This window comes from Guptibacillus hwajinpoensis, assembly GCF_005144865.1.
Lineage (GTDB): Bacteria > Bacillota > Bacilli > Bacillales > Guptibacillaceae > Guptibacillus > Guptibacillus hwajinpoensis_A.
Map to the genome: position 1 here is coordinate 65,664 of NZ_SWFM01000007.1, position 24,173 is coordinate 89,836.

At 39.0% G+C, this 24,173-nt stretch carries 20 protein-coding genes and 1 other annotated feature; of the genes, 8 read left to right on the forward strand and 12 right to left on the reverse strand.

Annotation, left to right across the window (positions count from 1 at the left end; genetic code table 11):
• Positions 1-78: 78 nt before the first annotated feature.
• Both thiI and FBF83_RS18030 read right to left on the reverse strand, forming a co-directional pair.
• Positions 79-1,281, reverse strand: coding sequence for a tRNA uracil 4-sulfurtransferase ThiI (gene thiI, locus FBF83_RS18025; protein WP_136948545.1), 1,203 nt, complete (start codon positions 1,279-1,281; stop codon positions 79-81).
• Positions 1,281-2,420: a cysteine desulfurase family protein gene (locus FBF83_RS18030; RefSeq protein ID WP_136948546.1), complete on the reverse strand. Its 1,140-nt coding sequence runs from the start codon at positions 2,418-2,420 to the stop codon at positions 1,281-1,283. The genes thiI and FBF83_RS18030 overlap by 1 nt, the downstream gene beginning before the upstream one ends.
• Positions 2,421-2,700: 280 nt before the next feature.
• Between FBF83_RS18030 and brnQ the strand changes: the two genes are divergently transcribed.
• On the forward strand, positions 2,701-4,014 hold the full coding sequence (brnQ, locus tag FBF83_RS18035; RefSeq protein WP_136948547.1) for a branched-chain amino acid transport system II carrier protein: 1,314 nt from the start codon (positions 2,701-2,703) through the stop codon (positions 4,012-4,014).
• A 73-nt stretch (positions 4,015-4,087) separates the two neighbouring features.
• Here brnQ and ezrA read toward each other — a convergent pair whose 3' ends face one another.
• Positions 4,088-5,785 carry a septation ring formation regulator EzrA gene (gene ezrA / locus FBF83_RS18040; protein ID WP_169525623.1) on the reverse strand — a complete coding sequence of 566 codons (1,698 nt, stop codon included), beginning with the start codon at positions 5,783-5,785 and terminating at the stop codon, positions 4,088-4,090.
• 223 nt (positions 5,786-6,008) lie between these two features.
• On the opposite strand from ezrA, the gene hisJ reads away from it, so the two are divergent.
• Positions 6,009-6,842, forward strand: coding sequence for a histidinol-phosphatase HisJ (gene hisJ, locus FBF83_RS18045; RefSeq protein ID WP_136948549.1), 834 nt, complete (start codon positions 6,009-6,011; stop codon positions 6,840-6,842).
• Here hisJ and refZ read toward each other — a convergent pair.
• Positions 6,829-7,482: a forespore capture DNA-binding protein RefZ gene (gene refZ, locus FBF83_RS18050; protein WP_136948550.1), complete on the reverse strand. Its 654-nt coding sequence runs from the start codon at positions 7,480-7,482 to the stop codon at positions 6,829-6,831. The two genes, hisJ and refZ, sit on opposite strands and share 14 nt — an antisense overlap.
• A 148-nt stretch (positions 7,483-7,630) precedes the next feature.
• Here refZ and FBF83_RS18055 point away from each other — a divergent pair, with 148 nt between their 5' ends.
• A complete protein-coding gene (locus FBF83_RS18055) occupies positions 7,631-8,116 on the forward strand; it encodes a GAF domain-containing protein (protein WP_136948551.1) in 486 nt (161 codons plus the stop codon).
• Positions 8,117-8,478: 362 nt separating this feature from the next.
• Here FBF83_RS18055 and megL read toward each other — a convergent pair whose 3' ends face one another.
• On the reverse strand, positions 8,479-9,663 hold the full coding sequence (gene megL, locus FBF83_RS18060) for a methionine gamma-lyase (protein WP_169525630.1): 1,185 nt from the start codon (positions 9,661-9,663) through the stop codon (positions 8,479-8,481).
• Between the two features lie 357 nt (positions 9,664-10,020).
• Here megL and rpsD point away from each other — a divergent pair, with 357 nt between their 5' ends.
• Positions 10,021-10,623 (forward strand): 30S ribosomal protein S4, encoded by a 603-nt coding sequence (gene rpsD, locus FBF83_RS18065; protein WP_136948553.1) that lies wholly within the window; start codon positions 10,021-10,023, stop codon positions 10,621-10,623.
• 117 nt (positions 10,624-10,740) lie between these two features.
• Here the strand turns inward: rpsD and tyrS are convergent, their stop codons facing one another.
• On the reverse strand, positions 10,741-12,006 hold the full coding sequence (tyrS, locus tag FBF83_RS18070; RefSeq protein WP_136948554.1) for a tyrosine--tRNA ligase: 1,266 nt from the start codon (positions 12,004-12,006) through the stop codon (positions 10,741-10,743).
• A 91-nt stretch (positions 12,007-12,097) separates the two neighbouring features.
• Positions 12,098-12,323: a binding site (T-box leader), on the reverse strand.
• A gap of 138 nt (positions 12,324-12,461) precedes the next feature.
• Between tyrS and FBF83_RS18075 the strand changes: the two genes are divergently transcribed.
• Positions 12,462-15,641 (forward strand): transglycosylase domain-containing protein, encoded by a 3,180-nt coding sequence (locus FBF83_RS18075; protein ID WP_136948555.1) that lies wholly within the window; start codon positions 12,462-12,464, stop codon positions 15,639-15,641.
• 36 nt (positions 15,642-15,677) lie between these two features.
• On the opposite strand, the gene acsA is transcribed toward FBF83_RS18075, so the two are convergent.
• Complete coding sequence (acsA, locus tag FBF83_RS18080) at positions 15,678-17,393, reverse strand: acetate--CoA ligase (protein WP_136948556.1); 1,716 nt, start codon at positions 17,391-17,393, stop codon at positions 15,678-15,680.
• A gap of 165 nt (positions 17,394-17,558) precedes the next feature.
• Between acsA and FBF83_RS18085 the strand changes: the two genes are divergently transcribed.
• The 3 genes from FBF83_RS18085 to FBF83_RS18095 are packed head-to-tail and all read left to right on the forward strand — an operon-like array spanning position 17,559 to position 20,006.
• Positions 17,559-18,191 (forward strand): GNAT family N-acetyltransferase, encoded by a 633-nt coding sequence (locus FBF83_RS18085; protein ID WP_136948557.1) that lies wholly within the window; start codon positions 17,559-17,561, stop codon positions 18,189-18,191.
• Positions 18,192-18,213: 22 nt separating this feature from the next.
• A complete protein-coding gene (locus FBF83_RS18090; RefSeq protein WP_136948558.1) occupies positions 18,214-18,861 on the forward strand; it encodes an acetoin utilization AcuB family protein in 648 nt (215 codons plus the stop codon).
• On the forward strand, positions 18,858-20,006 hold the full coding sequence (locus tag FBF83_RS18095; RefSeq protein WP_136948559.1) for an acetoin utilization protein AcuC: 1,149 nt from the start codon (positions 18,858-18,860) through the stop codon (positions 20,004-20,006). Before FBF83_RS18090 ends, FBF83_RS18095 begins: the two co-directional genes overlap by 4 nt.
• Before the next feature lie 35 nt (positions 20,007-20,041).
• Here FBF83_RS18095 and ccpA read toward each other — a convergent pair whose 3' ends face one another.
• The 5 genes from ccpA to FBF83_RS18120 all read right to left on the reverse strand — a co-directional run bounded on the left by ccpA (position 20,042) and on the right by FBF83_RS18120 (position 23,994).
• Positions 20,042-21,052 (reverse strand): catabolite control protein A, encoded by a 1,011-nt coding sequence (gene ccpA / locus FBF83_RS18100; protein ID WP_136948560.1) that lies wholly within the window; start codon positions 21,050-21,052, stop codon positions 20,042-20,044.
• A gap of 372 nt (positions 21,053-21,424) precedes the next feature.
• Complete coding sequence (locus FBF83_RS18105) at positions 21,425-22,525, reverse strand: bifunctional 3-deoxy-7-phosphoheptulonate synthase/chorismate mutase (protein WP_136948561.1); 1,101 nt, start codon at positions 22,523-22,525, stop codon at positions 21,425-21,427.
• Between the two features lie 145 nt (positions 22,526-22,670).
• A complete protein-coding gene (ytxJ, locus tag FBF83_RS18110) occupies positions 22,671-23,006 on the reverse strand; it encodes a bacillithiol system redox-active protein YtxJ (RefSeq protein ID WP_136948562.1) in 336 nt (111 codons plus the stop codon).
• A gap of 104 nt (positions 23,007-23,110) precedes the next feature.
• Positions 23,111-23,539, reverse strand: coding sequence for a YtxH domain-containing protein (locus FBF83_RS18115; RefSeq protein WP_136948563.1), 429 nt, complete (start codon positions 23,537-23,539; stop codon positions 23,111-23,113).
• Positions 23,540-23,550: 11 nt separating this feature from the next.
• A complete protein-coding gene (locus FBF83_RS18120; protein ID WP_136948564.1) occupies positions 23,551-23,994 on the reverse strand; it encodes a DUF948 domain-containing protein in 444 nt (147 codons plus the stop codon).
• Between the last annotated feature and the right edge of the window lie 179 nt (positions 23,995-24,173).

The window sequence follows — 24,173 nt, forward strand, 5'->3', positions numbered from 1 at the left end:
TCCTTGCCTATAGAATTTGATAGACAGAGGGGTGTTATCCCTTTTAACTTATGGGAATATGGTCAAATGTTGGAAGTTCTATAGTAAATCGCTAAATTCGTCGTCTTTTTCCTTGATTATGATTGTTTCAACGCCAGCAACTGCTTCTTGAACTAATTCATCCACAGGCAAGTACTGTTCAAACTTGTTCGCATGCTCTCGTTTAGGCTTTGTTTTAGGTGCTTCAGGTAAAAATACTGTACAGCAATCTTCGTAAGGACGAATTGAAATATCATATAAATCAATTGCTCTTGAAATCTTCATTATTTCAAGTTTATCCATTGAGATAAGCGGACGAAGCACCGGGAAGTTTGTTACTTCATTAATCGTATTCATACTTTGAATTGTCTGGCTTGCAACTTGTCCAAGGCTTTCACCAGTTGCAATTGCCAGTGCATTATTTTGCTCTGCTAATTTCTCTGTAATACGCATCATCATTCTTCTCATAATTGTCATGCTATAGTTATCAGGCATTTCTTTTTGAATGGTTTTTTGCGTATTTGTAAAAGGTACGACATGAAGACGTATGTCCCCACCATAACGTGTTAGAACTTTTACAAGATCTTCAACCTTTTGACGAGAGCGTTCGCTAGTAAAAGGAGGACTATGAAAATGAACTGCTTCTACTTTTACGCCTCGCCTCATTGTTAAGTAACCAGCAACTGGACTATCGATCCCGCCTGATAGCATTAACATAACTTTGTTGTCTTGAACGGTTGGTAGACCGCCAGCGCCTTCTGAATTATTACAACTCAAATAAGCACCATCTTGCTTAACCTCTACTTTCAGCTCCATATCAGGGTTATGAACATCCACTGTAAGATTCTCCGTATTTCGAAGAACGAACCCTCCGATATCACGATTCATATCCTGTGAACGATGGGGGAATTGTTTAAAAGGTCGTCTTACCGTTACTTTAAACGTCATACTTTCCCCGCGCTGTTGATCCTGAACAAGCTGCAGCGCTTTTTCTTTAATAAGATCTAGATCATGCTCCGTCTTAATAGCTACGCTAAGCGAATGAATACCAAACACTGTTTTAAGCTTATTAATAATCGGTTCGTGATTTGCTCCATTCAATTTAACGACCATACGATCAAAAGACTGGTGTACTTCAATCGAATTGTAATCCGACAGAACTTGTTTTACTCTTTTTTTCAAAGAAGTAATAAATCCTTTTCTGTTTTTACCTTTAAGGGAAATCTCCCCGTATCGAATAATAATGTGATCATACATAGCTATTACCTCATTACATGTTTTAGTTTAGAAATGGCTTTCTGAAGTTCACTAAGAAAAATTTCTATCTGCTCATCAGTGGTATCATAAGACAAGCTAACCCTTATTGCCGTTTTGGCTCTTTCCACTGGAAAACCAGCAGCCGTTAACACATGACTAGTCTCTGCTGCTTTTGAAGAACAAGCGGATCGTGTTGAAACATAGATATCTTTTTCTTCTAAAGTGTGAATCAAGACTTCTGGCTTTATGCCACGGACCGAAAAGTTAATAATGTGCGGAGCTGCAATTCCAGACGAATTAAGTTCAATACCTACAATCTTAGGGAGTTCACCGACTAGTTTTTTTCTCCATCCTTCAAGCTTATCCTTCTTTGTAGTAGCTGAATCAAAATACAACCTAAGAGCTTTAGCCATCGCCACTATACCTGGTACATTCTCTGTCCCTGAGCGTATTTCATTCTCCTGACCACCACCAGATAGCAAAGGAAACAGCGCTACACTTCTCTTCTTTAAGAGAAGTCCATTGCCTTTTAATCCATGAAATTTATGGGCGGAATAAGAAATAAGATCCGCTTTGACATCATTAAAATCCAGCGGTACCTTCCCAATTCCTTGAACATCATCAATATGGAAAAGTGCTTTAGATCTCTCTTTAATCTTGTGACCAATATCTTTAATTGGCTGGATAGCACCTATCTCATTATTAACATGCATAATTGAAACAAGTGTCGTCTCAGAAGTAAGGGCATTTTCAAGATCGTTTATAGATATTTGTCCGTTTGTATCTACAGGGAGATACGTGACTTCGAACCCCATGTTTTCAAGCTGTTGAAAGGATCGCATACTAGAAGCATGCTCAATTTGTGTCGTAATAAGATGTTTTCCTCGATTCATATATTGGAGCGCTACACCTTTAATCGCTAAATTGTTACTCTCTGTTCCACCAGAGGTAAAAACAACTTCACTTAAAGAAACATTTAATAATTCAGAAATACTTTTTCGGGCCTGTCTAAGCAACCTTTCAGCTTCTCCACCTTTTCGATGAAGAGAGGAAGGATTCGCAAAGAAATCTTCTGCTACGGTTCGATAAGCATCTAGTACTTCTTTATATGGCTTTGTAGTGGCACTATTATCCAAATAAATCATTTTATGACACCTTCAGTCATCTTATATTTCCAACTAATAATCTTACCACAGCGTTATAGAAAGACCAAATTAATTCAACTAGTATTTTTGAGCTAAGTATATATTTTATATTCTATGCATCCTTGGTTAAGATTCCCAATAGCTAATTGTTCCCGCTATCATTGATGTTGAATTATTTGAATAGTTAATTATTTTAGAATCGTTATGATTTGTCGGTTAATTGTGTTAATATGAAGTCCGAAAATTAGGACATGTTAAACAGCTTAATCAGGAGGCAGTTATGAAAGCAAAATTATCAAATCAAGATACGTTTACAATAGGATTAATGCTCTTCGCGCTTTTTCTAGGTGCAGGAAATATGATCTTTCCTCCAGCGCTCGGTCAAGCTGCTGGAGAAAACATCTGGATTGCGATTGCTGGTTTTCTTTTTACAGGCGTCGGACTTCCACTACTTGGTGTAACAGCCATCGGTTTAACCGGAGGTAGCTTGAATGATATTGCTTCTAGAGTACACCCTGTGTTTGGACTAACCTTCACCGCTGTGCTCTATCTTGCAATAGGACCTTTCTTTGGGATTCCGCGTACAGGAACAGTAGCATTTGAAATTGGTGTCGTTCCTTTTCTAAGTGAATCTACAAATCCTACTGGTCTACCTTTACTTCTATATACGATCGTCTTTTTCGGAATCACGTTCTGGGTAGCATTGAATCCTACAAGATTAGTTGATCGAGTGGGCAAGATTCTCACTCCTCTGCTAATTCTCGTACTCGGAAGTTTAATTATCGGTGCGTTCATTAATCCCCCTGGATCACTTTCGCCACCTTCTCCTAACTATGAGAGCGGCGTATTCTTTAAAGGATTTCTGGATGGGTATTTAACGATGGATGCCATTGCTGCGCTTGTATTTGGAATCGTGGTAATCAAAGCAGTCAATGATCGAGGTGTAACTGATCGAAAAACTGTTTCTCTAGTAGTTCTAAAGGCCGGCGTTCTTGCTGCTATAGGACTAACAGCTATTTACTTATCACTTGCATATATTGGTGCTACAAGCCTTGACCTTGTTGGAGAAGCCGATAATGGAGGGGAAATTCTATCAAGTGTCGCTAGCTATTTATTTGGATCATTTGGAACCGTCTTACTCGGTGCTGCCATTACCTTTGCTTGCTTGACTACTTCAGTAGGTTTAGTAACAGCTTGTGGTGAATACTTCTCGAAGGTTTACCCAAAACTCTCCTATAAAACAGTTATTCTCATTGTGACGCTATTTAGTGCATTTGTCGCAAACCTAGGGCTTACACAGCTGATTACATTTACTGTGCCTGTATTAATTGCGATCTATCCAATAGCAATCGTACTGATCTTCTTAACCTTTATTAACTATGCGACCCCAGTTCACAACTATGTATACAGAGGCGCTATTCTACTCACAACCTTCATCAGCATTCCCAATGCGATTGAAGGAGCAGGATTGAATATAGAATTTGGGTTCTTACACGCTTTACCATTATACAGCGAGGGCGTAGGATGGCTTTTACCAGCAGTTGCTGGTGGAGTTATAGGGCTTTTAATTCTTCAATTCAAACAGAAAAATTAAGTTAACGCAGGCTCTGCCTGCGTTTTTTTATGTGCTTTATTTCCACAAAAAAACTCTCCTCATGTGAGGAGAGTTATGTTCTGACAGGTTCCCTTACATCATCTTTCAATGATTGGAGAACTTCTGGATCCACTTTTTCAATGGCCGCTTCAGCTGTTGAAAGAGCTTCCTCATATTCATATCTTCTAAAGTGATCTTCTGCTTTCTGAAGCAGTTCATTCATACTTCTGTACTTACCACGGTAACGATTACCGAACTGTATGAGACGTTCAGTTAAGATTGCGTCTTCTACTAACTTCTTTGTTACTTCCGTACTGTGCTCAACTGCGCGCTCTGCATCAGCTAATACTTCATTTACTTGATAGATATCTAGCGGCACATCCGATAGACGATCATTTAATTCAATAATGATGTCCTCAGCAAGTTCAAACCCATCTAAGTAGGATTCCGGTATACCAGGAAGGTTGCTAAGCTTCATCATCCTCCTTGATTCAATCAATCTTCTTTTCAATTCTTTAATTGTTTCGAGTGCTTTTAATTCATCTTTCCTTAACATATGCAAATTCTCTTTCTGAATTTGCATATCGTGATCAATAGTTGCTAGATCCTCTTTGAGTGTAAGAACTGTTTCAGCTAACGTTGAATATGCCTGTTTATTTCCTTCTACAGCTTCACGAACAGCACTAAACCTAACATGCATATCTGATATCTTCTTCTCGACTTCTTTAATCATCTTAAGTTCTTGCTCTTCTAATCGATAGCTGAGTTGGACCACATTTGTTTCTTCCTGCAAATCTTGAAAATGATTGTTCGTTTTAAACAATTCATGCTCAAGTTCTTCGACTTTCTCAGTAACAAGTTGTCTTGCGTCTACTTCGGATTCAAGTTGATCATAAAGACCCTCAATACTCCTTCGTACCGCATCGACTTCCGTCTTCACTTCTTCTACATCCGTTTTCTCGATGGCAGAATCCCATTTCACGAGATCAGATTCTACATTCTCAATATGTTCTTGAATTTCTAGATGATCAAGAACATACCCTTCGGACTCCATTGCCGAAGTCCCATCTTCAAGTTCTTTAAGTTGAGCAGGAATCTGTGTATGAACTAGTGTAATTAGTTCTGGTGTAATGACGATCTTCTCTTGTACTGCAGTTAAACGATCTTGAATCTCTTTCAACACATCTCTTGCTTCGAGATAATTCCCGTCATCAGTTAACGTTTCATACTGTTGAAGTTTCTGTCTCAGTTCTTCAAGCTCTGCCTCTAGAGTAGGGAAAGCTTTACCAAGAGAACGATTTTGTGAAAGCAACTTCTGCTTTGCTTCTCTGAACACTTCCTGTACTGAAACGATTTCAGTTCGGTTTTGTTCTTCACTAGATACAAGTTCGTTAATGTCTTGTAACATAAGCTCAATTCGTTTTTCAATCTGCTCAAGACGTTCGCGAGTTTCAACTAACGTGTTTTTTGCTTTTCGAAATTGATATTTCTCAGCTGCTTCCTCTGTGTCCATTAGCTGATCTTCAAGGTTAGGAAGCTTCACTGCAACAATTTCGTCCCACTCTTCACGCCATTTTTCGAATTTTTCTTCCGTTTGACCTGACATAATAAGGCCTTTTACTTTCGAGATCTCATCGGTCACAGGTCTGTTTAATATATCAATCTTCCATTCTTCAAGACGATCGATTTCATTGTATATTTTTCTTCTCGCAAAAGTGCCGTATAATATGACGGCTACCAATATAATAATCGCAATGACAATATACTCCAACGGAAGCACCCCTTCTTCCACATCATCAATTTATGTAATCATGCTAATTTAGCAGTCTAAATCGTCAGATATAGATCGTTTGTAGACGAATATGTACGAAATTTAGTAATGTTTTTATGATACCATGTAATTACCTGTTTGACTAAGTAAATTCAATATTCGGCATGTAAAATCCTTGATATTATTATAAACTTTTTCATTATCAGAAAGAAGGTGCTTTAGGATGAGTATTTCATATGATGGTCACGTTCACTCTCCATTTTGCCCACATGGAACGACAGATCAATTAGAAGACTATGTCGAAGAAGCAATTAAGTTTGGTTACAAAGGAATGACATTTACAGAGCACGCTCCTTTACCTCGAAATTTTAACGATCCTGTTCCCAATAAAGATAGTGGTATGACAGAAAAGAACTTAAACGAATACCTCAAAGCTGTGCAGCAGTTGAAAAGAACATACGATGGAAAAATAGCGATTAAATGCGGTCTTGAAATCGATTACATTGAAGGCTTTGAAGATGAGACAAAGCAATTTCTCCAAATGGTCGGACCTCAGTTAGATGACGCCATTCTTTCTGTTCACTTCATTAAACACGGTAATCACTATACTTGCCTCGACTATAGTCCTAATTCATTTAAGCAATTAGTTGATTCTCTTGGATCAATCGAAAGTGTCCATCAAAAATATTATGAGACTGTATTGAAATCAGTACAAGCTAACCTAGGGTTATATAAACCAACACGGATTGGTCACATCACACTTGCAAACAAATTTCAGAAAGAGTTTCCTTTCGAAGGTCGTTTTCAAGCTCAAATTTCCTCACTTCTTGACGAAGTGAAACACCGTGGTTATTCCCTCGACTATAATGGGGCTGGCACGGTGAAGCCTCTTTGTAGAGAGCCATACCCTCCAAATTGGGTGATCAAGGAAGCAATAAATCGAGAAATCCCTCTTGTCTACGGATCGGATGCCCATAGTGCAAAAGGGATTGGTCAGGGATCTGAAATGATTATTACAGAAGCACTTACAACTCCAGACAGGGTTAGCCGTTCATAACGAGCGGCCTTGCGCCCCACCTTTCAGTTTCGCATATATAAAGTTCAATCCATTCCTTTAAATGCTTCGTGTATCGTTCTATAAAGTAATGCTCATTCGGTTGTATATGATGAACTTCAAGTATATATTGAGGGTGCAAAAATGGCATAGATAGCATGCCTTTCATTTGCATAATAATATAATCAATTGATTGAGGTCGAAATTCCTTTCTCGCGAAACCAACTTCAAATATTTTAGTGAAATAGAACTTCTCCTTTGAAAGGTAAGTTGTCATTATTTCCCGAACTAGCACAGAATCAAATGTAATCTCTCGATGTACAAAACGAGCCAACTGCCTGTTCTGGTGCTGGTATTCCATTAGACGTTGAATGGCATCGATCAGACATGTCTTCGCTGACTTCATGTCCAGCTGCTGATATGCTGCCTCTATTTCCTTCACATATCCTTCAAGGAAGGATGTCATAAGAAACTCTGCCAACCCTTTTTTACCATTAAAATAATAAGAAATAAGTGCCACATTCACTTCAGCTTTTCCTGCTATGTCACGCACAGAAGTACCGTTAAATCCTTTCGTATTAAAAAGTTGAATGGCGGCCTGTATAACACTTCGCTTCGATACTGTATCTCGCTCCTGTTTCACTAGGAACCACCTCCAAATTGATCGATCATATACATATTCGAGAAATTATAACCCATCCCTTTACAAATCGTACGACAAAATATGTGTGTTAAATGTCAAAATTTGATATGATTAGCATAATTTCGAGTTAAGGAAGAGGTGTATTGACGTGTTTGAAGTCGAATCCTATTCAGGAAAAAGAGAAAAAGATTATCAAATGGTTATTAAACAACTAAGAGCGCTGTTAGATGGCGAGCAAAACCAGCTAGCTAATTTGGCAAATGCGTCTGCTTTATTAAATCAATTTTTGTCTGATGTGAACTGGGTTGGATTTTATCTATATGAAGAAGAAACTGACCAACTAGTGCTTGGACCATTTCAGGGGCTTCCAGCTTGCGTACGTATTCAAAATGGAAAAGGTGTTTGTGGCACAGCATCTAAAGAAGGCAAAACGATGAGAATCGAAAATGTCCATGAATTCCCTGGTCACATTGCTTGTGACGCTGCATCTCAATCTGAAATCGTCGTACCTATATATAAATCTGGCAAGCTACTTGGCGTGCTTGATATTGATAGCCCTAAAGTAGGGCGATTTGACGAAATCGATCAAGAGTATCTAGAAAAGTTTACTTCTGCTTTAGAAGAGTACGTATAATACTTAGATTATCGCTCTTCTTAAAAGCCTGTTTACGTAAGAAATGTTGCTATAAGAGTGAGGGGGCCACTCCAGGTGCTCGCTTTTCTTGGTGCGGGCGGTGAGCACATTCCGTTCCAATCAGCCAAGTTTGATTCTTTATACAAAACTCTTCTTTCAAAAGCAACAATCTTTGAGGAAAGAGCTTCTTAAAGAAACTGTTTTGTAGACACTGTTTTTTTAAGAGTAGTGGCTGATTTCTACTCTAAACATCTTTGATGGTTAGATTCTTTACAAAACCTCTTTCGAAGACAGCAGTCTTTTAGAAAGAACCTCAAAAAACAGTCTTGGGCTCCAAATGGAGCCCAAGACTGTTTTTCTTTCTATGCTTCGAGTGCTTGAAGGACATCTTCCCAGATATCCTCCCATGCTTCTAGTCCAATTGATAATCGGATTAATGAATCACTGATTCCCATTCGTCTTCTTTCATCCTCTGGAACAACAGCATGCGTCATCGTTGCAGGGTGTTGAATTAATGTCTCTGCATCACCAAGGCTTACAGCAATTTTTATCATTTGAAGCTTATTCATAAACTCCTGCGCTTCCTGCTTTCCACCATTTAATTCAAAACTAATTAATCCTCCAGGATATTTCATTTGTTTCATTGCAATTGAGTACGTTGGAGATGTTTCCGTGCCTGGGTACATGACCTTCGTTACACGGGGATGGCTACTGAGCTTCTCGACAATACTCCTTGCGTTAGAACAGTGTCGGTCCATTCGTATTGGTAATGTTTTCAAACCACGTAGTAGCAACCATGCATCAAAAGGAGACAGAATTCCTCCAATATCCTTTTGTGTGCTTTTTGCAATTGATGTCATCGCTTCCTTACTTCCAACTACAAGTCCAGCTACCACATCTCCATGTCCTCCGATGTATTTCGTTGCACTATGCAAAACAATATCGCATCCAAATTCAAGAGGTCTCTGTAAATATGGAGTTGAAAATGTATTATCTACGACAACTTGAATACCATGTTCCTTTGCAACTGATGATATCATCTCGAGATCAATTAATTTAAGCGTTGGGTTAATAGGTGTTTCAATATAAATGACAGTTGTATTAGGGCGAATCGCACTTCTAATTTGTTCCATCGAATCTAATGGAAGTAAATCATGATCAATAGAGAACTTTTCTTGTAACATTTTAAGCAATCCGAATGTACACCCATATACGCCTTCAGAGCAAAGGATATGGTCGCCTGATTTAACTAGATTCAATAGAACTGCAGAAACAGCAGCCATTCCGGAACCAAATGCTAATCCTGCTTCGGCATTTTCTAGTGATGCAATGCGCTCTTCTAGCATACGAACAGTAGGATTACCAAGTCTAGAATAAATGTAGCCTGGCTCCTCTCCTGCGAATCTTCTTTCACCCGCCTCTGCCGTTTCAAAAGTAAACGTCGAGGTCTGGTAAATAGGTGCCGCTAAACTATTATGATGTGATTTATCATCATATCCATCGTGTATTGTTTTTGTCTCAAAGCGATGCTTGTCTGTCAAAGTAATTCCCCCTTATGATCGAATTCCTATGTCCTCTATTATTGTAAGCGCTTTCTAAGTTAAGGTGAAGGGGTAATCATATATAATTAAAAATAAAAATCGTAGGTTTCTCTACTCTATTAATGTTAAAATATTTGCTGAAGTTGACAGAGTACAGTGAAAGAGTTACAATTGCATTTGTGTAAAATAAGAATGGGCAGCAGCGTGACGGGCTGCGATTTCATTGTGTTCCTTTAAATAGGTACGCCGCGTACCCTCCGGCTGTCGAGGTGAAGGCGTGTGAAAACACAATGTGCGCAAACCGGAATCACGACACTGTTTTTATTTTATACCAATAAAAATGGTATAAAGGAGGAGCTAATTATGGCTCGTTATACAGGACCAAGTTGGAAAATTTCTCGTCGTCTTGGCATTTCTCTAAGTGGAACAGGTAAAGAATTGGAAAAGCGTCCTTACGCTCCAGGTCAACACGGACCTAACCAGCGTAGAAAGCTTTCTGAATATGGACTTCAGCTTCAAGAGAAGCAAAAGCTTCGTCACATGTACGGCATGACTGAGCGTCAATTCCGTCGTCTTTTCGATGATGCTGGTAAAATGAAAGGTGTTCACGGTGAAAACTTCATGATTCTTCTTGAAGCTCGTCTTGATAACCTTGTATACCGTCTAGGTCTAGCTCGTACTCGCCGTCAGGCTCGTCAGCTAGTTAACCACGGCCACATCACTGTCGATGGCAAACGCGTTGATATTCCTTCTTACCGTGTAGCAACTGGTCAAGTGATCAGTGTTCGTGAGAAGTCTAACAACCTTGACATCATCAAAGAAGCAATCGAAGTAAACAATTTCGTTCCAGAATACCTTACTTTCGATGCAGATAAGCTTGAAGGTACGTTCTCTCGTCTTCCTGAGCGTTCTGAACTTCCTGCTGAAATCACTGAAGCTCTTATCGTTGAGTACTACTCTCGTTAAGCTGTTTCAAAAAACCCCGGAATTTATTCCGGGGTTTTTATTTTCCCTAATACTAGTCAATAAATTAACGATAAAAAGAGGCACTCCTGTATGTAGGAGTGCCTCTTTACTACTTATTTAATACGTAAGAAGGAAGTATTTCTTCTTACCTCTTCTAATAATGACGTATTGATTTTCGATTTGATCAGCTTCCGAAATGACTTTGTCCAATTCCTGACAGCGTTCACCATTAATGTAAACTGCTCCGTTTTTAATATCTTCTCTTGCCTGACGCTTAGAAGGTGAAATGCCTGCCTCTACAAGAAGGTCGATTAATCCTTTTTCACTATCTTCTACATTGTAAGAAGGAACATCTTTAAAGCCTAGTCTAATTTCTTCAGCCGTCAATTGTTTAATATCTCCGCTAAATAGTGCTTCAGAGATGTTAATCGCTTGTTGAAGCTTCTCTTCACCGTGAACAAGCTTAGTAACTTCTTCTGCCAGCGTACGATGTGCTTCTCTTTTTTCTGGTGATTCTACATGCTTGGACTGAATTTCATTAATTTCTTCAATAGTTAAGAAAGTAAAGTAGTTAAGGAATTTCACAACATCACGATCGTCAGTATTAATCCAGAATTGATAGAACTCATACGGAGACGTTTTATCTGCATCAAGCCAGATTGCACCGCCCTCAGACTTACCAAATTTAGAACCGTCACTCTTCGTTACAAGAGGGAACGTAGCGCCAAATGCTTTTGTGGATTCCTCGCTACCTTCTTCTTTACGGATTAATTCAAGACCAGCAGTAATATTGCCCCATTGATCACTACCACCAATTTGAAGGCGGCAATTTTCTTGACGATAAAGTTGAAGGAAATCATAAGATTGCAAAATCATATAAGTGAATTCAGTAAACGAGATTCCCGCTTCAAGACGTGAAGTAACTGAGTCTTTTGCAAGCATATAATTTAAACCAAAGTTCTTGCCAACATCACGGAGGAATGGAATGACATTCAACTCACCTATCCAGTCGAAGTTGTTCACAGCTTTCGCTGAGTTGGCTTCATTACCAAAATCTAAAAAGCGAGCAAGCTGTCCCTGCAACTTATTCGTCCATTCTTTTACGATATCTTCTGAATTCAGTGTACGTTCATTTGAGCGTCCACTAGGGTCTCCAATTAAACCAGTAGCTCCTCCTACAAGTGCAATCGGTGTGTGTCCAGCAAGCTGAAATCTACGTAGCGCTAGAACTGGCAGAAGATGACCAATATGCAGACTATCTGCTGTCGGATCAAAACCAGAATAAAGAGCGATCCTGTTCTCTGATAGTTCTTTTTCGAGTCCTTCTCTGTCTGTTACTTGATTCAAAAGGCCTCTTGCTTCTAATTCGTCCAATATGTGCATCTTTTCGACTCCTTTTGTTAGTAATATTCATTAAATATTGGCATAAGGCGAACCTTGACCACAAAAATGCATATAAAAAACCCGCCCCTGGTAAAGGGACGAGTTTAATCGCGGTACCACCCTTGTTGAAGAAAGCAACCTTTCTCCCACTCAGTCAGAATAACGGTCTGAACCGTCTAATGCTACACAGACATTAATGTCTTTCCCACTAGATGCTCATGGAAGTAATTCACATTTTCCTTTATGCTGATTCACACCTACCACCAGCTCTCTGAAAAAGGGAGAAAAACGCTACTTCGTCCAATCAACGCATATTGTTCTTAAAATCACTATTTAAATTATTATCACAAAGGTGAAATTGTGTCAATTTTAACCTACTATAGTTCCTTACCAGTTTATACAAATCTCGACGACATATGCTATAATAAACAGGATTAATTTGAGGGGGTATAGGAATGCGAGAGCTTTTTTCTACTGTCAAGCAGAAGTGGAACGCGTTCATTGATAGATTACAAGAATACAACATTTTAACCGGATCAAGGATTGCCTACAAAGTTGTCTGGAATCTTTTTCTAATCTTTCTTGTACTTGGTCTTATGGGCACTTTTTTTGCCGGCGGTGTTGGTGCGGGATATTTCGCATCTCTTGTGAAAGATGAACCAATTCGTTCTTATGATGAAATGAAACGAGATGTCTATAATTACGAAGAAACAAGTGAAGTATATTTTGCTGGAGAAGTTTTTCTTGGGAACTTCAGATCAGATATTGAACGTAAAGAAGTTGAGTTAAAAGATATTTCGCCTCTGCTACAAAAAGCTGTTATTTCTACAGAGGATGAATATTTTTATGATCATGATGGCATCGTTCCGAAAGCAATCGGACGAGCAGTTCTTCAAGAAGTCACCAATTCAGAAGATCGTAGCGGTGGTAGTACACTCACCCAACAACTAGTTAAAAACCAAATTCTAACGAGAGAAGTATCATTTGAACGGAAAGCAAAGGAAATGCTGCTTGCCCTCCGTCTGGAGAACTTCTTTAATAAAGAAGAAATTCTAGAAGCATACCTTAATATTGTACCTTATGGTCGAAATGCTTCTGGGAACAACATAGCAGGTGTTCAAGCTGCATCACAGGGAATCTTTGGAGTTGATGCAAGTGAATTAAGCTTACCTCAAGCTGCTTTTATTGCTGGTATTCCCAAAAATCCTTATACATACACTCCGTTCACAAACTCAGGGGGAGTTAAAGAAGATCTTTCTGCAGGAATCGAACGAATGGAATTTGTTCTTTATCGTATGTATCAAGAAGAAACAATCACTGAGGAAGAATACAATAAAGCAATTGAGTACGACGTTAAAAAAAATCTTGTAAAGTCATCACCATCCCCAGTTGAAAAATATCCTTACTTAACATTTGAAATTGAAGATAGAGCGAAGAAAGTTCTTGCTCAGCAAATTGCAAATGAAGAAGGTTATGATGGGAAAGAACTTGCGAAGAGTGTCGATTACTATAATCAAATCTCTTACAATGCCAACATTTCTGCGAAATCAGAAACAGAAATCGCAAAAGATATGGGGCTGAAATGGAAAGAAGTACAGAAGAATTCCGATATTTTTGTCGAATTTATGGACAATGCTGAAAAGGAACTTCGCAAAAATGGTTACAAGATTCATACAACAATCAATAAAAAAATGTATGATGCAATGAATAAAGCACGCGATCAAGTACTAGATAACCCGAATTACTTTGAAAGTCCAAAATCTGCTTCTGTTCAAGACCCTGAAACAGGTGAACTTGTTAATAAAGAATTCCCGATGCAAGTTGGGAGTATTCTTATTGAAAATGAATCAGGTAAAATCTTATCGTTTATTGGCGGTAGAGATTTTGACGTAGAGCAGTTGAATCATGCGACAGATGCTTATCGGTCTAATGGATCTACAATGAAGCCATTACTTGACTATGCACCTGCTATGGAACTAGGAAAGGTTCAACCTGGTTATATTATTCCAGACCTTCCATCTAATGATATGTGGCTTCCTAAAAACTATGGCCTTAACTATCATGGACTAGTTTCGGCGCGTAAAGCCCTCGAAAGGTCTTATAACGTTCCTGCAGCAAGGATCTATTCAAAACTTGATCATTATGAAGCAACAAATTATTTAATTAAAATGGGCTTTAGCACATTAACACAAGCTGATCGTTCAAACGCATCTACATCTATTGGATCTCTTGAGCGAGGGGTTAGTGTTGAAGAAAATACGAACGCATTTGGAACATTTGCAAACGGCGGGAAATTCGTTGACGCTTACATGATCGATAAAATAGTAGATCGTAATGGAAATACAATTTTCAAGCAAGAAACTGAACCTGTGGACGTCTTTAGTCCACAAACAGCTTACCTCACAATCGATATGATGCGCGATGTCATTGGTCAAGGTACTGCACAGGACATTCCTAGTAAATTGAAATTCGCTTCTGATTGGGCAGGTAAAACTGGTACAGGACAAAGCTATAAAGATGCTTGGTTCGTAGCGGTTAATCCAAACGTCTCTCTCGGCGTATGGACTGGTTTTGACCTTGAAATGAGTATGAACTCAAACCTATATTCAAAGCGCAATAAGAACTTATGGGCACTATTTGCGAATGCTGCCTATGATGCAAATCCAGAAATAATGGATCCCAAAGATTCGTTTAAGATGCCTACTGGAATTGTACGCAGATCATTCTGTGGTATTTCTGGAAAGCTTGCTTCTGATCTATGTCAAAAAGCTGGCCTTGTCCAAACGGATCTATTCAATGCGAAGTATGTTCCTACTGAAGTGGATGACAGCCTCACTGAAGGACGTTATGTCGTGATGAATGGTAATACCTATCAAGCACTTTCAACTACTCCACAGGAGTTTGTATCAAGTGGTGTTATGATTAAAGAAGATTACTTCTCAGGAGTGGACCTTGCACAGCTCTTACCATCGGAATTTAGTGACCTAAATATCGTTTCAGAAGGTACGACAGCTAAAGAAAATGGCAAAAATCCTGGAGCTGTTGGAGGCGTTTCTATTAGTGGCTCCACATTAAACTGGGGTGCTTCAGGCGAAAGCGATATTGTAGGTTATCGGATCTACCGTGCAGCCAACGGTAGCAATTCCTTCACAAAGCTCGGTAGCATCAAGTCTTCAGATGGAAGCTCATTTAGCATTCCTTCTGGCGCCTACGCTTTCTACGTTACAGCAGTTGACGTAGCAGGTAACGAATCTGGTCCATCAGCAAAAGTAACAACTGGTGATTGGTCTAAGAAACCTGAAGAGAAAGACTCAAAAGAGCCAAAAGAACCTGAAGAGAAGCCTAAACCTGAAGAAGATGGTGCCTCTGACAATGGAGACAGCAACGATTCTTCAAACAACGACTCCAATGAATCAAATGATTCCGAGGATTCTAACTCTACGAATAACGACAATGCTGATAACAGTAGCAATTCTAATAGTAGTGGAAACAACAACTCTGGCAATACCAGTAATAATAGCTCTAATGGGAATAATAGTGCGGATAGCCAGAACGGGAATACCACACCGAATAACAATACGAACAACCAGAACAATTCTGAAAGCACAGAAACTACGAATAACAGCAATCAATGAAAAACAGCCTGCAGCAACTGCTGCAGGCTGTTTTTATTAATCTTCCATTGTTGATAAATCACCTGTAGGAAGGTCTAATTCCCACGCTTTTAAGACGCGACGCATAATCTTACCGCTTCTTGTTTTCGGTAGCTTATCTCTAAATTCGATTTCGCGAGGTGCAGCATGTGCTGCAAGGCCCTTTTTAACGAAATTACGAATCTCTTCCATAAGTTCATCTGACGGCTCATGCCCATCGCGTAGCGCAATAAAGGCTTTAATAATTTCACCGCGCACTGGATCAGGCTTACCAATAACACCTGCTTCAGCAACCGCTGCATGCTCAACGAGCTTACTCTCAACTTCAAACGGTCCTACTCTCTCACCTGACGTCATGATCACGTCATCTACACGACCCTGGAACCAGTAGTATCCATCTTCATCTTTGTAAGCTGAATCACCTGACACGTACCAATCGCCTTTTAGGAAATAACTTTCATATTTCTCTGGACGATTCCAGATCGCCCGCATCATCGAAGGCCAACCCTTTTTAATTGCAAGATTCCCCATTCGATTAGGTGGCAGTTCATTTCCCTGATCGTCTACAATTGCAGCATGAACACCTGGAATAGGTTTACCCATAGAACCTGGTTTAATTTCCATCGTAGGATAGTTACTAATGAGCTGAGCTCCTGTTTCTGTCATCCACCAGTTATCATGAATGCGAAGCTCTAGTACTTTATTTCCCCATTTAATAACTTCTGGGTTTAACGGCTCCCCTACACTTAGAACGTGGCGTAATGATGAAAGATCATAACGCTTTACGATTTCATCTCCCGCTCCCATAAGCATGCGGAATGCAGTTGGAGCACTATACCATACCGATACTTCATACTTCTCAATTGTTCCATACCAGTCATCCGGACTAAATCGTCCTCCACGAATCACGTTAGATGTTCCAGCGAGCCAAGGTGCAAATATACCGTAGGAAGTTCCAGTTACCCAACCTGGGTCTGCTGTACACCAGTAAACATCGTCCTCTTTAAGGTCGAGCACCCACTTTGCAGTTTGATAGTGCTGAATCATAGCGTTATGAACATGGAGAACGCCTTTAGGTTTTCCAGTCGATCCAGAAGTGTAATGAAGAATCATTCCGTCTTCGCGATCCACCCATTCAATTTTGAGCTTTTTATCCGCAGACTTGAAATGCTTATTAAAATCTAAATAAGGTCCTTCTTCTTTAATGTCATCTCCTACAAGTACTACGCTTTCAAGATTAGGTAGCTCTTCAACAGGGACACGCTCAAGAAGTTCAGGCGTCGTAACGAGTACTTTCGCCTCACTATCTTCAAGCCGATCTCGAACAGCACCTTCCATGAATGCTTCAAATAATGGACCAGCAATCGCACCTAGTTTAAGAGTACCTAGTAGGATAAAATACAGTTCAGGAGAACGTGGCATGAAGATAAATACCCTGTCTCCCTTTTCTACATTCACTTTCTTTAACACATTGCCAGCTTTGTTACTCATTGTTTTCATGTCATTATACGTATACTTCTCATCTCTTTTTGGGTCAGAAAAATACAGCGCTACTTTGTTTTTGCGATCGGACTCAGCGTGTTTATCAATTGCCTCATAGGCCATATTGACATTCCCTGTTTCATTCCAAGTAAATGCCTTTTCCACGTCTTTCCAATCAAAGTTCTCGTATGTAGCTTTATAATCCTGTAAATTGTGATTCCCTAATGTAGCAGAAAGCGGTTTCAATTCCATAAATAATTTCCTCCCTCTCCTTCATCTCTTTCCCTGATAGTATAACATAAATTCCTAATTTTTTAACAAATGACAAAACTTAACGAATTCGCATTGAAACCCCTTACATTTTCTGCGTTTCATGTATAATAAGAGCTGAGGTCATTATTAAAAGGTGGTGACTAGATGGAACATAAGAAAACTTATAACGCAATTGAATGGAACACACCTCACGGAAAGTTAATTATTGAAGGGCCTATTTCACCCGACCGACTTGCCTCCTATCATTTACATAGTGATCTGGTAGCCTTTCGTCCGCCGGTACAGCAACATAAAGCTCTCGTCGAAATAGCTGGACTTCCAGAAGGACGAGTGATTGTAGCAAGAGAGCGAGAGACTATTGTTGGCTATGTGACGTTTTTATATCCTGATCCACTCGAGCGGTGGTCAGAAGGAAATATGGATGACCTACTAGAACTCGGTGCGATTGAAGTCATCCCTAAATATCGGAACGCTAAAGTTGGCAAAAGTCTGCTCAGAACATCATTTATGGATGATGCAATGAATGATTACATTGTCATAACAACCGAATATTATTGGCATTGGGATCTTAAAGGAACCGGTCTATCCGTTTGGGATTATAGAAAGGTTATGGAGAAAATGATGAATGCTGGAGGGCTTGAGTGGTATGCAACAGACGATCCAGAAATCAGTTCTCACCCAGCTAATTGTTTAATGGCAAAGATCGGAACAAGAATTGATCAGGAATCGATTCAAGCATTTGATCGACTTCGATTCCATAATCGCTTCATGTACTAAGTTCGAAAAGGAGTGAAACAAGTTGCTCATAGAAGAAATTATGAATCGAAACGTTTTTTCACTAGAAGAAAATCAGACTATAGCAGATGCGATTAAGATGATGCGAGAAAAGAATATCCGTCATCTTCCAATAGTTAATCAAAAAGGAGAGCTAACAGGAATTGTTTCTGATCGAGATATCAAGGATGCAAGTCCTTCGATATTGGACTCTGATCCGAATAAAGAAGTTCTCGAGTCTCCCCTCTCTTCTATTATGAAAAGAGACGTGATTACTGCACATCCACTAGATTTTGTTGAAGAGATTTCTACCATTTTTTATGAGCAACGAATAAGTTCAATTCCAATAGTTGATTCTCGAAAGGTTATCGGAATCGTTACTGAAACCGACATGTTACATACGTTGATACTCTTAACAGGAGCACATCAGCCAAGCTCTCACATCGAGGTTCAGGTAGCTAATGTATCTGGTAAACTGGCTGATATCACTCAGATTATTAGGAAGCGCAATGTTAACATTATTAGCGTATTAGTCTATCCATGTAGTCATGATGAACAATATAAGAATATCGTCTTTCGCATTCAAACAATGAATCCAACTACAGTCGTAAATGATATTAAAAATGAGGGTTATGAAGTACTCTGGCCAAATTTGCCGGGTGTGAAAAAATGAAGTGTGACTCCCTTTTTGTTTACTCCACAGACTATTTAAACTATAAGTTCAGTGATGATCATCCGTTTAATCATATTCGAGTAAAGCTAACACAAGATCTACTAACTGAAATAAATGCTTTTAATAGTGAAGAAATTATCGCCCCTCGCATTGCGACTGATCGTGAAATTTCTCTCATTCATGACCCCGCTTATATCGAAGCTGTCAAAAAGGCAAGTATTGGAGAACTTCCATCAACAACTGCTGCAAACTATGGTCTAGGTACAGAAGACACCCCTATTTTTTCAAACATGCATGAAGCAAGCGCCCTCATTGTAGGCGGAACGCTAACTGCTGTTGATGCTGTTATGACTGGAAAGTCGACACATGCCTTAAATATCGGGGGTGGGCTCCACCATGGATTTCGTGGGAAAGCCTCTGGTTTTTGCATATACAACGATAGTTCAATTGCAATAGAATATATGAAGCAAAAGTACAATGCGAAGGTTCTTTACGTTGATACAGATGCACACCATGGTGATGGGGTACAGTGGGCATTCTACGATGATCCTAATGTTTGTACCCTATCAATACACGAAACAGGGCGATATTTATTTCCTGGGACAGGTAATCTTAATGAGAAAGGCCAGGGTAAAGGTTATGGCTTTTCTTTTAATGTTCCAATTGATGCTTTTACAGAAGATGAATCATTTAAAGAAGTGTACGAAGCTTCTTTTCGCAAAGTCATTGAGTATTTTAAGCCGGATGTTATTCTAACCCAAAATGGTGCCGATGCTCATTATTACGACCCGTTAACTCATCTATCCGTTTCAATGGATACATACGAGTTCATTCCCAAACTTGCCCATGAACTTGCTCATGAATACTGTAATGGGAAATGGATTGCCGTCGGAGGTGGAGGGTATGATATATGGAGAGTTGTCCCTCGTGCATGGTCAAGAATTTGGCTTGAAATGAAAGGGCTTTCTGTGTCTGGAAGCCTTCCAAAAGCGTGGTTAGAACGATGGCAACCACATTCTCCACTTGAATTGCCGGCAAATTGGCATGATGAAAAAAATTTATATAAGCCAATTCCAAGGAAACAAGAAATTACAGAGAAAAATAAACTCACAGTTGAACGTGCGCTTTATCAAATTGTTAATTAAATCAAAAAAACGAGCCACTCGGCTCGTTTTTGCTATTATTCTTCGTTATGCATTGTTGAATTGCGATGTTGTAAACGGTGAGGAAGAACAACAGTTTGATCTTCAACCGTTTCTTTGTTCATTAGCTTCGTTAGTAGACGCATGGCAACGGCACCAATATCATACATTGGTTGGACAACCGTAGAAAGCGTTGGACGGACCATTGTGGCAAGTCTAGTGTTATCAAATCCAACTACTTCGAAATCTTCAGGTACATTATATCCGTTGTCCTGAGCTGCATGAATGACGCCTAGTGCCATTTCATCCGTACCAGCAAAGATAGCTGTAGGTTTCTCATTTTGCTCAAGGAAGCCCTCCATTGCTTCTATACCTGAATCATAGGTGTAGTCTCCAATAGCAACACAATCTTCGTTAACTTGCATACCTGCATCCTCAAGTGCTTTTCGATAGCCAAGGAATTTCTCTTCGCCATTAATTGGATCTTCTAGTGGTCCACTAACAAGACCAATTTTTTTATGACCTTTGTTAATAAACTCGGTCACAAGTTCGTATGCCGCTTTTTGATAATCAATATTAACAGAAGGGATTTCCTGTCCTTTTTCAAGTGTTGCAGCTAATACGATCGGAACAGGAGAGCGCTTAAATTCTTCTACATGCTCTTCAGTAATTTTACCACCCATGAATACAATACCATCTACTTGTTTACCTAGCATTGTATTAAGAAGATGAATTTCTTTTTCTTTATTTTGATCTGAGTTACTTAGAATAATATTATATTTATACATGGTCGCAATGTCTTCAATTCCACGAGCTAACTCTGCGAAGAAAATACTCGAAATATCGGGAATAATAACCCCAACTGTTGTCGTTTTCTTACTAGCTAGTCCTCTTGCTACTGCGTTTGGACGATATCCTAGTCTCTCAATTGCCTCAAGAACTTTTTTTCTAGTGGCAGGTTTTACATTTGGATTACCATTCACAACTCTTGATACAGTTGCCATTGATACTCCTGCTTCTTTTGCTACATCATAAATCGTTGTATTCACAATGATCCTCCTTCATGCTCTTTCGGACTTTAATTTACTTAATGATACGATACTATTTGTTTGACTGCAAACGTTAACCTTATATCTACTACCGCTAATAAACAGGTCTTTGAATATGTCTGTCATCCTCTTCAAGTGGTATGTAAACTATTTCACAAATACATACTTTATTAAAGATAGCATATTTACTCACTTTTTGCTTTAATTAAGAACCAATTTTTATTGACAATATAGTAAACCTAATCAAAAACTAACTATATGTTATATGATGACACGTATACATTGTTTTATTCAATCTTTAATGAGTAGATGGACTTTTCATTCTATCATTCAATCATTAATGCAGCATTTTAAGCAAAAAAAACCTTCTACTTATAAAGTAGAAGGTGTAGCTTTTGCAGGATTAAATAACCCGCTCGTTTTTAGATCGTCTACAAATTTCTCGTATTGTGGAATATCTAGCTGCTGAGCTGCATCCGATAAGGCAACCGCTGGGTCTGGATGAACTTCAACCATGATACCATCAGCACCAATCGCAAGTCCTGCCTTAGCTGCTGGGAGAAGAAGATCTTTACGTCCAGTCGAATGTGTTACGTCAACTAATACTGGTAAATGAGTTTCCTGCTTAAGGATTGGAACAGCCGTAATATCTAGCGTATTACGCGTTGCTTTCTCATACGTTCTAATTCCTCTTTCACAAAGCATAACCTGAGTATTACCATTGGACACAATGTATTCTGCTGCGTTAATAAACTCTTGAATAGTAGCAGACAATCCTCTCTTAAGAAGAACCGGTTTGTCTACAGAACCTGCTGCTTTAAGAAGTTCAAAGTTCTGCATGTTTCTAGCACCAATCTGGATAACGTCAACGTACTTAACAGCCATTTCAATATCCGCTGGATTTACAATTTCACTAACAACTGCAAGATCGTATTCATCAGCAACTTGCTTGAGGATTTTCAGGCCTTCTTCACCAAGCCCCTGGAAATCATAAGGTGATGTACGCGGCTTGAATGCTCCTCCACGAAGCATTTTGAAGCCTTGCTTCTTAACAGCTTTTGCAACTTCAGCAACCTGCTCGTAGCTTTCAACTGCACATGGTCCAGAAATAAGAACTTGCCCACCGTCTCCGATTTTCTCGCCTTTAATGTCGATTACAGTGTTATCTGGTTGACGCTTTCTTGATACTAACAGTGCTTTACGGTGATCATCTTCTTGAAGTTCAAGGCTTGCCTTAAAAATCTCTTTGAAAATATGTTGAAGAGTGGAAGTGTCAAACGGTCCACGATTTTTCTCTGAAAGCAAGTCGAGCATCTTACGTTCACGGACAGGATCGAAACGATTAATCCCCTGTGCTTTCTTTACTCTACCTATCTCTTTAGCCAACTCTGCTCGTTCATTAATTAAATCAAGCAGCTGTAGGTTAATCTCGTCTAATTTCTCTCTCAACTCATCAATCTGGATATTCGCCATACTATCTCCACTCCTTATCTGTTTAGGTGATTAGGGTCATTATATACGATCAAAAATAAAATGTCACTACTTTTCTTTTAATTCTTAAACGCTTTTAAGCATTAAACCATGTCAGTGAAATAAAAACGGCTTGTAATGAGCCGTTTTATTTCAAATATTGTTTAGTAGCCTCTGATAATGAAGAATATGTGATTCGCCAGTGTGAATCATTCCACACAACATGATCCCCATTAAAGACAAGCGCCTGAGGTGACTGGTGTTTAACGCCAGATGCATCAGCAATTTCTCCTGATAGTTCTCTTGATTCTTGGACATTTAAATAGTAAACTTCTTGGCTTATATCCTGAGAAAACTTCTCGAATTCTTCGAATGCTTGAGCACTAATTGGACACGTTGTACTATTTTTAAAAAGTAGAAATGAATTATTGTTTTCTTTCACACGTTTAAATTCTTCAAAAGTAGATAGTTTCGTTATAGCCATGTGTAAATCCCCTTTCTGATTTCTATGTCTATTATAAAAGAAAGCAATGGAAATGAAAAAGAAGAAGCATTATGCTTCTTCTTTTTCGATCTGTGTTCTTCTTATTAAGGCTTAGTTGGGTTCTCCATTGACGCTGGTTCTTCTTCAGAGAAATGATCATTAAGGTCCTGCTGGAAGCTTTCAACATCCTCGTCAGCCTGTCCACGAATAGCATCATTTTCTTCCGTTTCTAAATTTCTGTCTTTGATTTTGGATACAAGGTTATTTGATTGATCAGAAACCTGCTTGTAAATCGTATTGGATTTCTCTTTGGCACGGTTAGCGAAATCTGAGCTACGCTCTACTGCTGAATCGCGGAATTGAGATGTCTTTTCTTTAACTACACCAGCTTGTTGGTTAAGGTCGCTTCTAAGCTCTTTACCAGACTTAGGTGCAGATAATAAAGCAGCCGCAGCCCCTACAATTCCACCGATTAATGAGCCAATGATAAAATCCTTAGTATTGATGTTGTTGTTATTGTTGTTGTCTGACATATAAATACCTCCTATGATTTTGAATCAATGTATTGATCAGTTGCTTTCTTCTTCACTTGCCATTTTTGCCAGATTTGCATAGCAGCATTACCCCATTGAACGACTTTCGTTACTTGTTCAGATTGGCGCTCTGCCTCTTCTGTTACTTTACCGGTAATATTTTGGAATGAATGATTCATCTTACCAAGTGATGTACCGACTTCTTTTACTTGTACGAAAACAGAATCCAGCGCTTCAGATTTACCCTGAATGTCCTCTGCAAGCAAGTTTGTCTTATGTAACAATGCAGTTGTTTCGGTCGTTAAACCATTCATTTGTTTTTCAAGGCTATCAAGTGTTTTCGCTGTGTTACTGAGGGTGTCCTTTAAAGATTTTAACGTTTGGGCCACAAAATAAACAAGTACTGCAAATGCAATTGCGATAATAGCTACACTCAAATAAAGTATAATCTCCATGTGTGTTGGCACCTCCCTTTTTTTAATCTGTTCCCTTGTTTACTTTCAATTAAACACTTGCTTATCATTTCACATTAAAAAGCAAAATGAGTCCACCTTACTACGTACAATTCGTTACACGTTTCATTATTCCTTTTTTATTTTATTTTATAACACTTATCATCTGTTTATCAAAACCA

What these genes read in the sequence shown, in the direction of transcription:
- FBF83_RS18120 (WP_136948564.1), bottom strand. Translation starts at nt 23,994, where the DNA reads ATGGAGATTATACTTTATTTGAGTGTAGCTATTATCGCAATTGCATTT.
- tyrS (WP_136948554.1), bottom strand. Translation starts at nt 12,006, where the DNA reads ATGCACATATTGGACGAATTAGAAGCAAGAGGCCTTTTGAATCAAGTA.
- acsA (WP_136948556.1), bottom strand. Translation starts at nt 17,393, where the DNA reads ATGGAATTGAAACCGCTTTCTGCTACATTAGGGAATCACAATTTACAG.
- FBF83_RS18095 (WP_136948559.1), top strand. Translation starts at nt 18,858, where the DNA reads ATGAAGTGTGACTCCCTTTTTGTTTACTCCACAGACTATTTAAACTAT.
- rpsD (WP_136948553.1), top strand. Translation starts at nt 10,021, where the DNA reads ATGGCTCGTTATACAGGACCAAGTTGGAAAATTTCTCGTCGTCTTGGC.
- hisJ (WP_136948549.1), top strand. Translation starts at nt 6,009, where the DNA reads ATGAGTATTTCATATGATGGTCACGTTCACTCTCCATTTTGCCCACAT.
- brnQ (WP_136948547.1), top strand. Translation starts at nt 2,701, where the DNA reads ATGAAAGCAAAATTATCAAATCAAGATACGTTTACAATAGGATTAATG.
- FBF83_RS18075 (WP_136948555.1), top strand. Translation starts at nt 12,462, where the DNA reads ATGCGAGAGCTTTTTTCTACTGTCAAGCAGAAGTGGAACGCGTTCATT.
- FBF83_RS18115 (WP_136948563.1), bottom strand. Translation starts at nt 23,539, where the DNA reads ATGTCAGACAACAACAATAACAACAACATCAATACTAAGGATTTTATC.
- FBF83_RS18085 (WP_136948557.1), top strand. Translation starts at nt 17,559, where the DNA reads ATGGAACATAAGAAAACTTATAACGCAATTGAATGGAACACACCTCAC.
- ytxJ (WP_136948562.1), bottom strand. Translation starts at nt 23,006, where the DNA reads ATGGCTATAACGAAACTATCTACTTTTGAAGAATTTAAACGTGTGAAA.
- FBF83_RS18105 (WP_136948561.1), bottom strand. Translation starts at nt 22,525, where the DNA reads ATGGCGAATATCCAGATTGATGAGTTGAGAGAGAAATTAGACGAGATT.
- FBF83_RS18030 (WP_136948546.1), bottom strand. Translation starts at nt 2,420, where the DNA reads ATGATTTATTTGGATAATAGTGCCACTACAAAGCCATATAAAGAAGTA.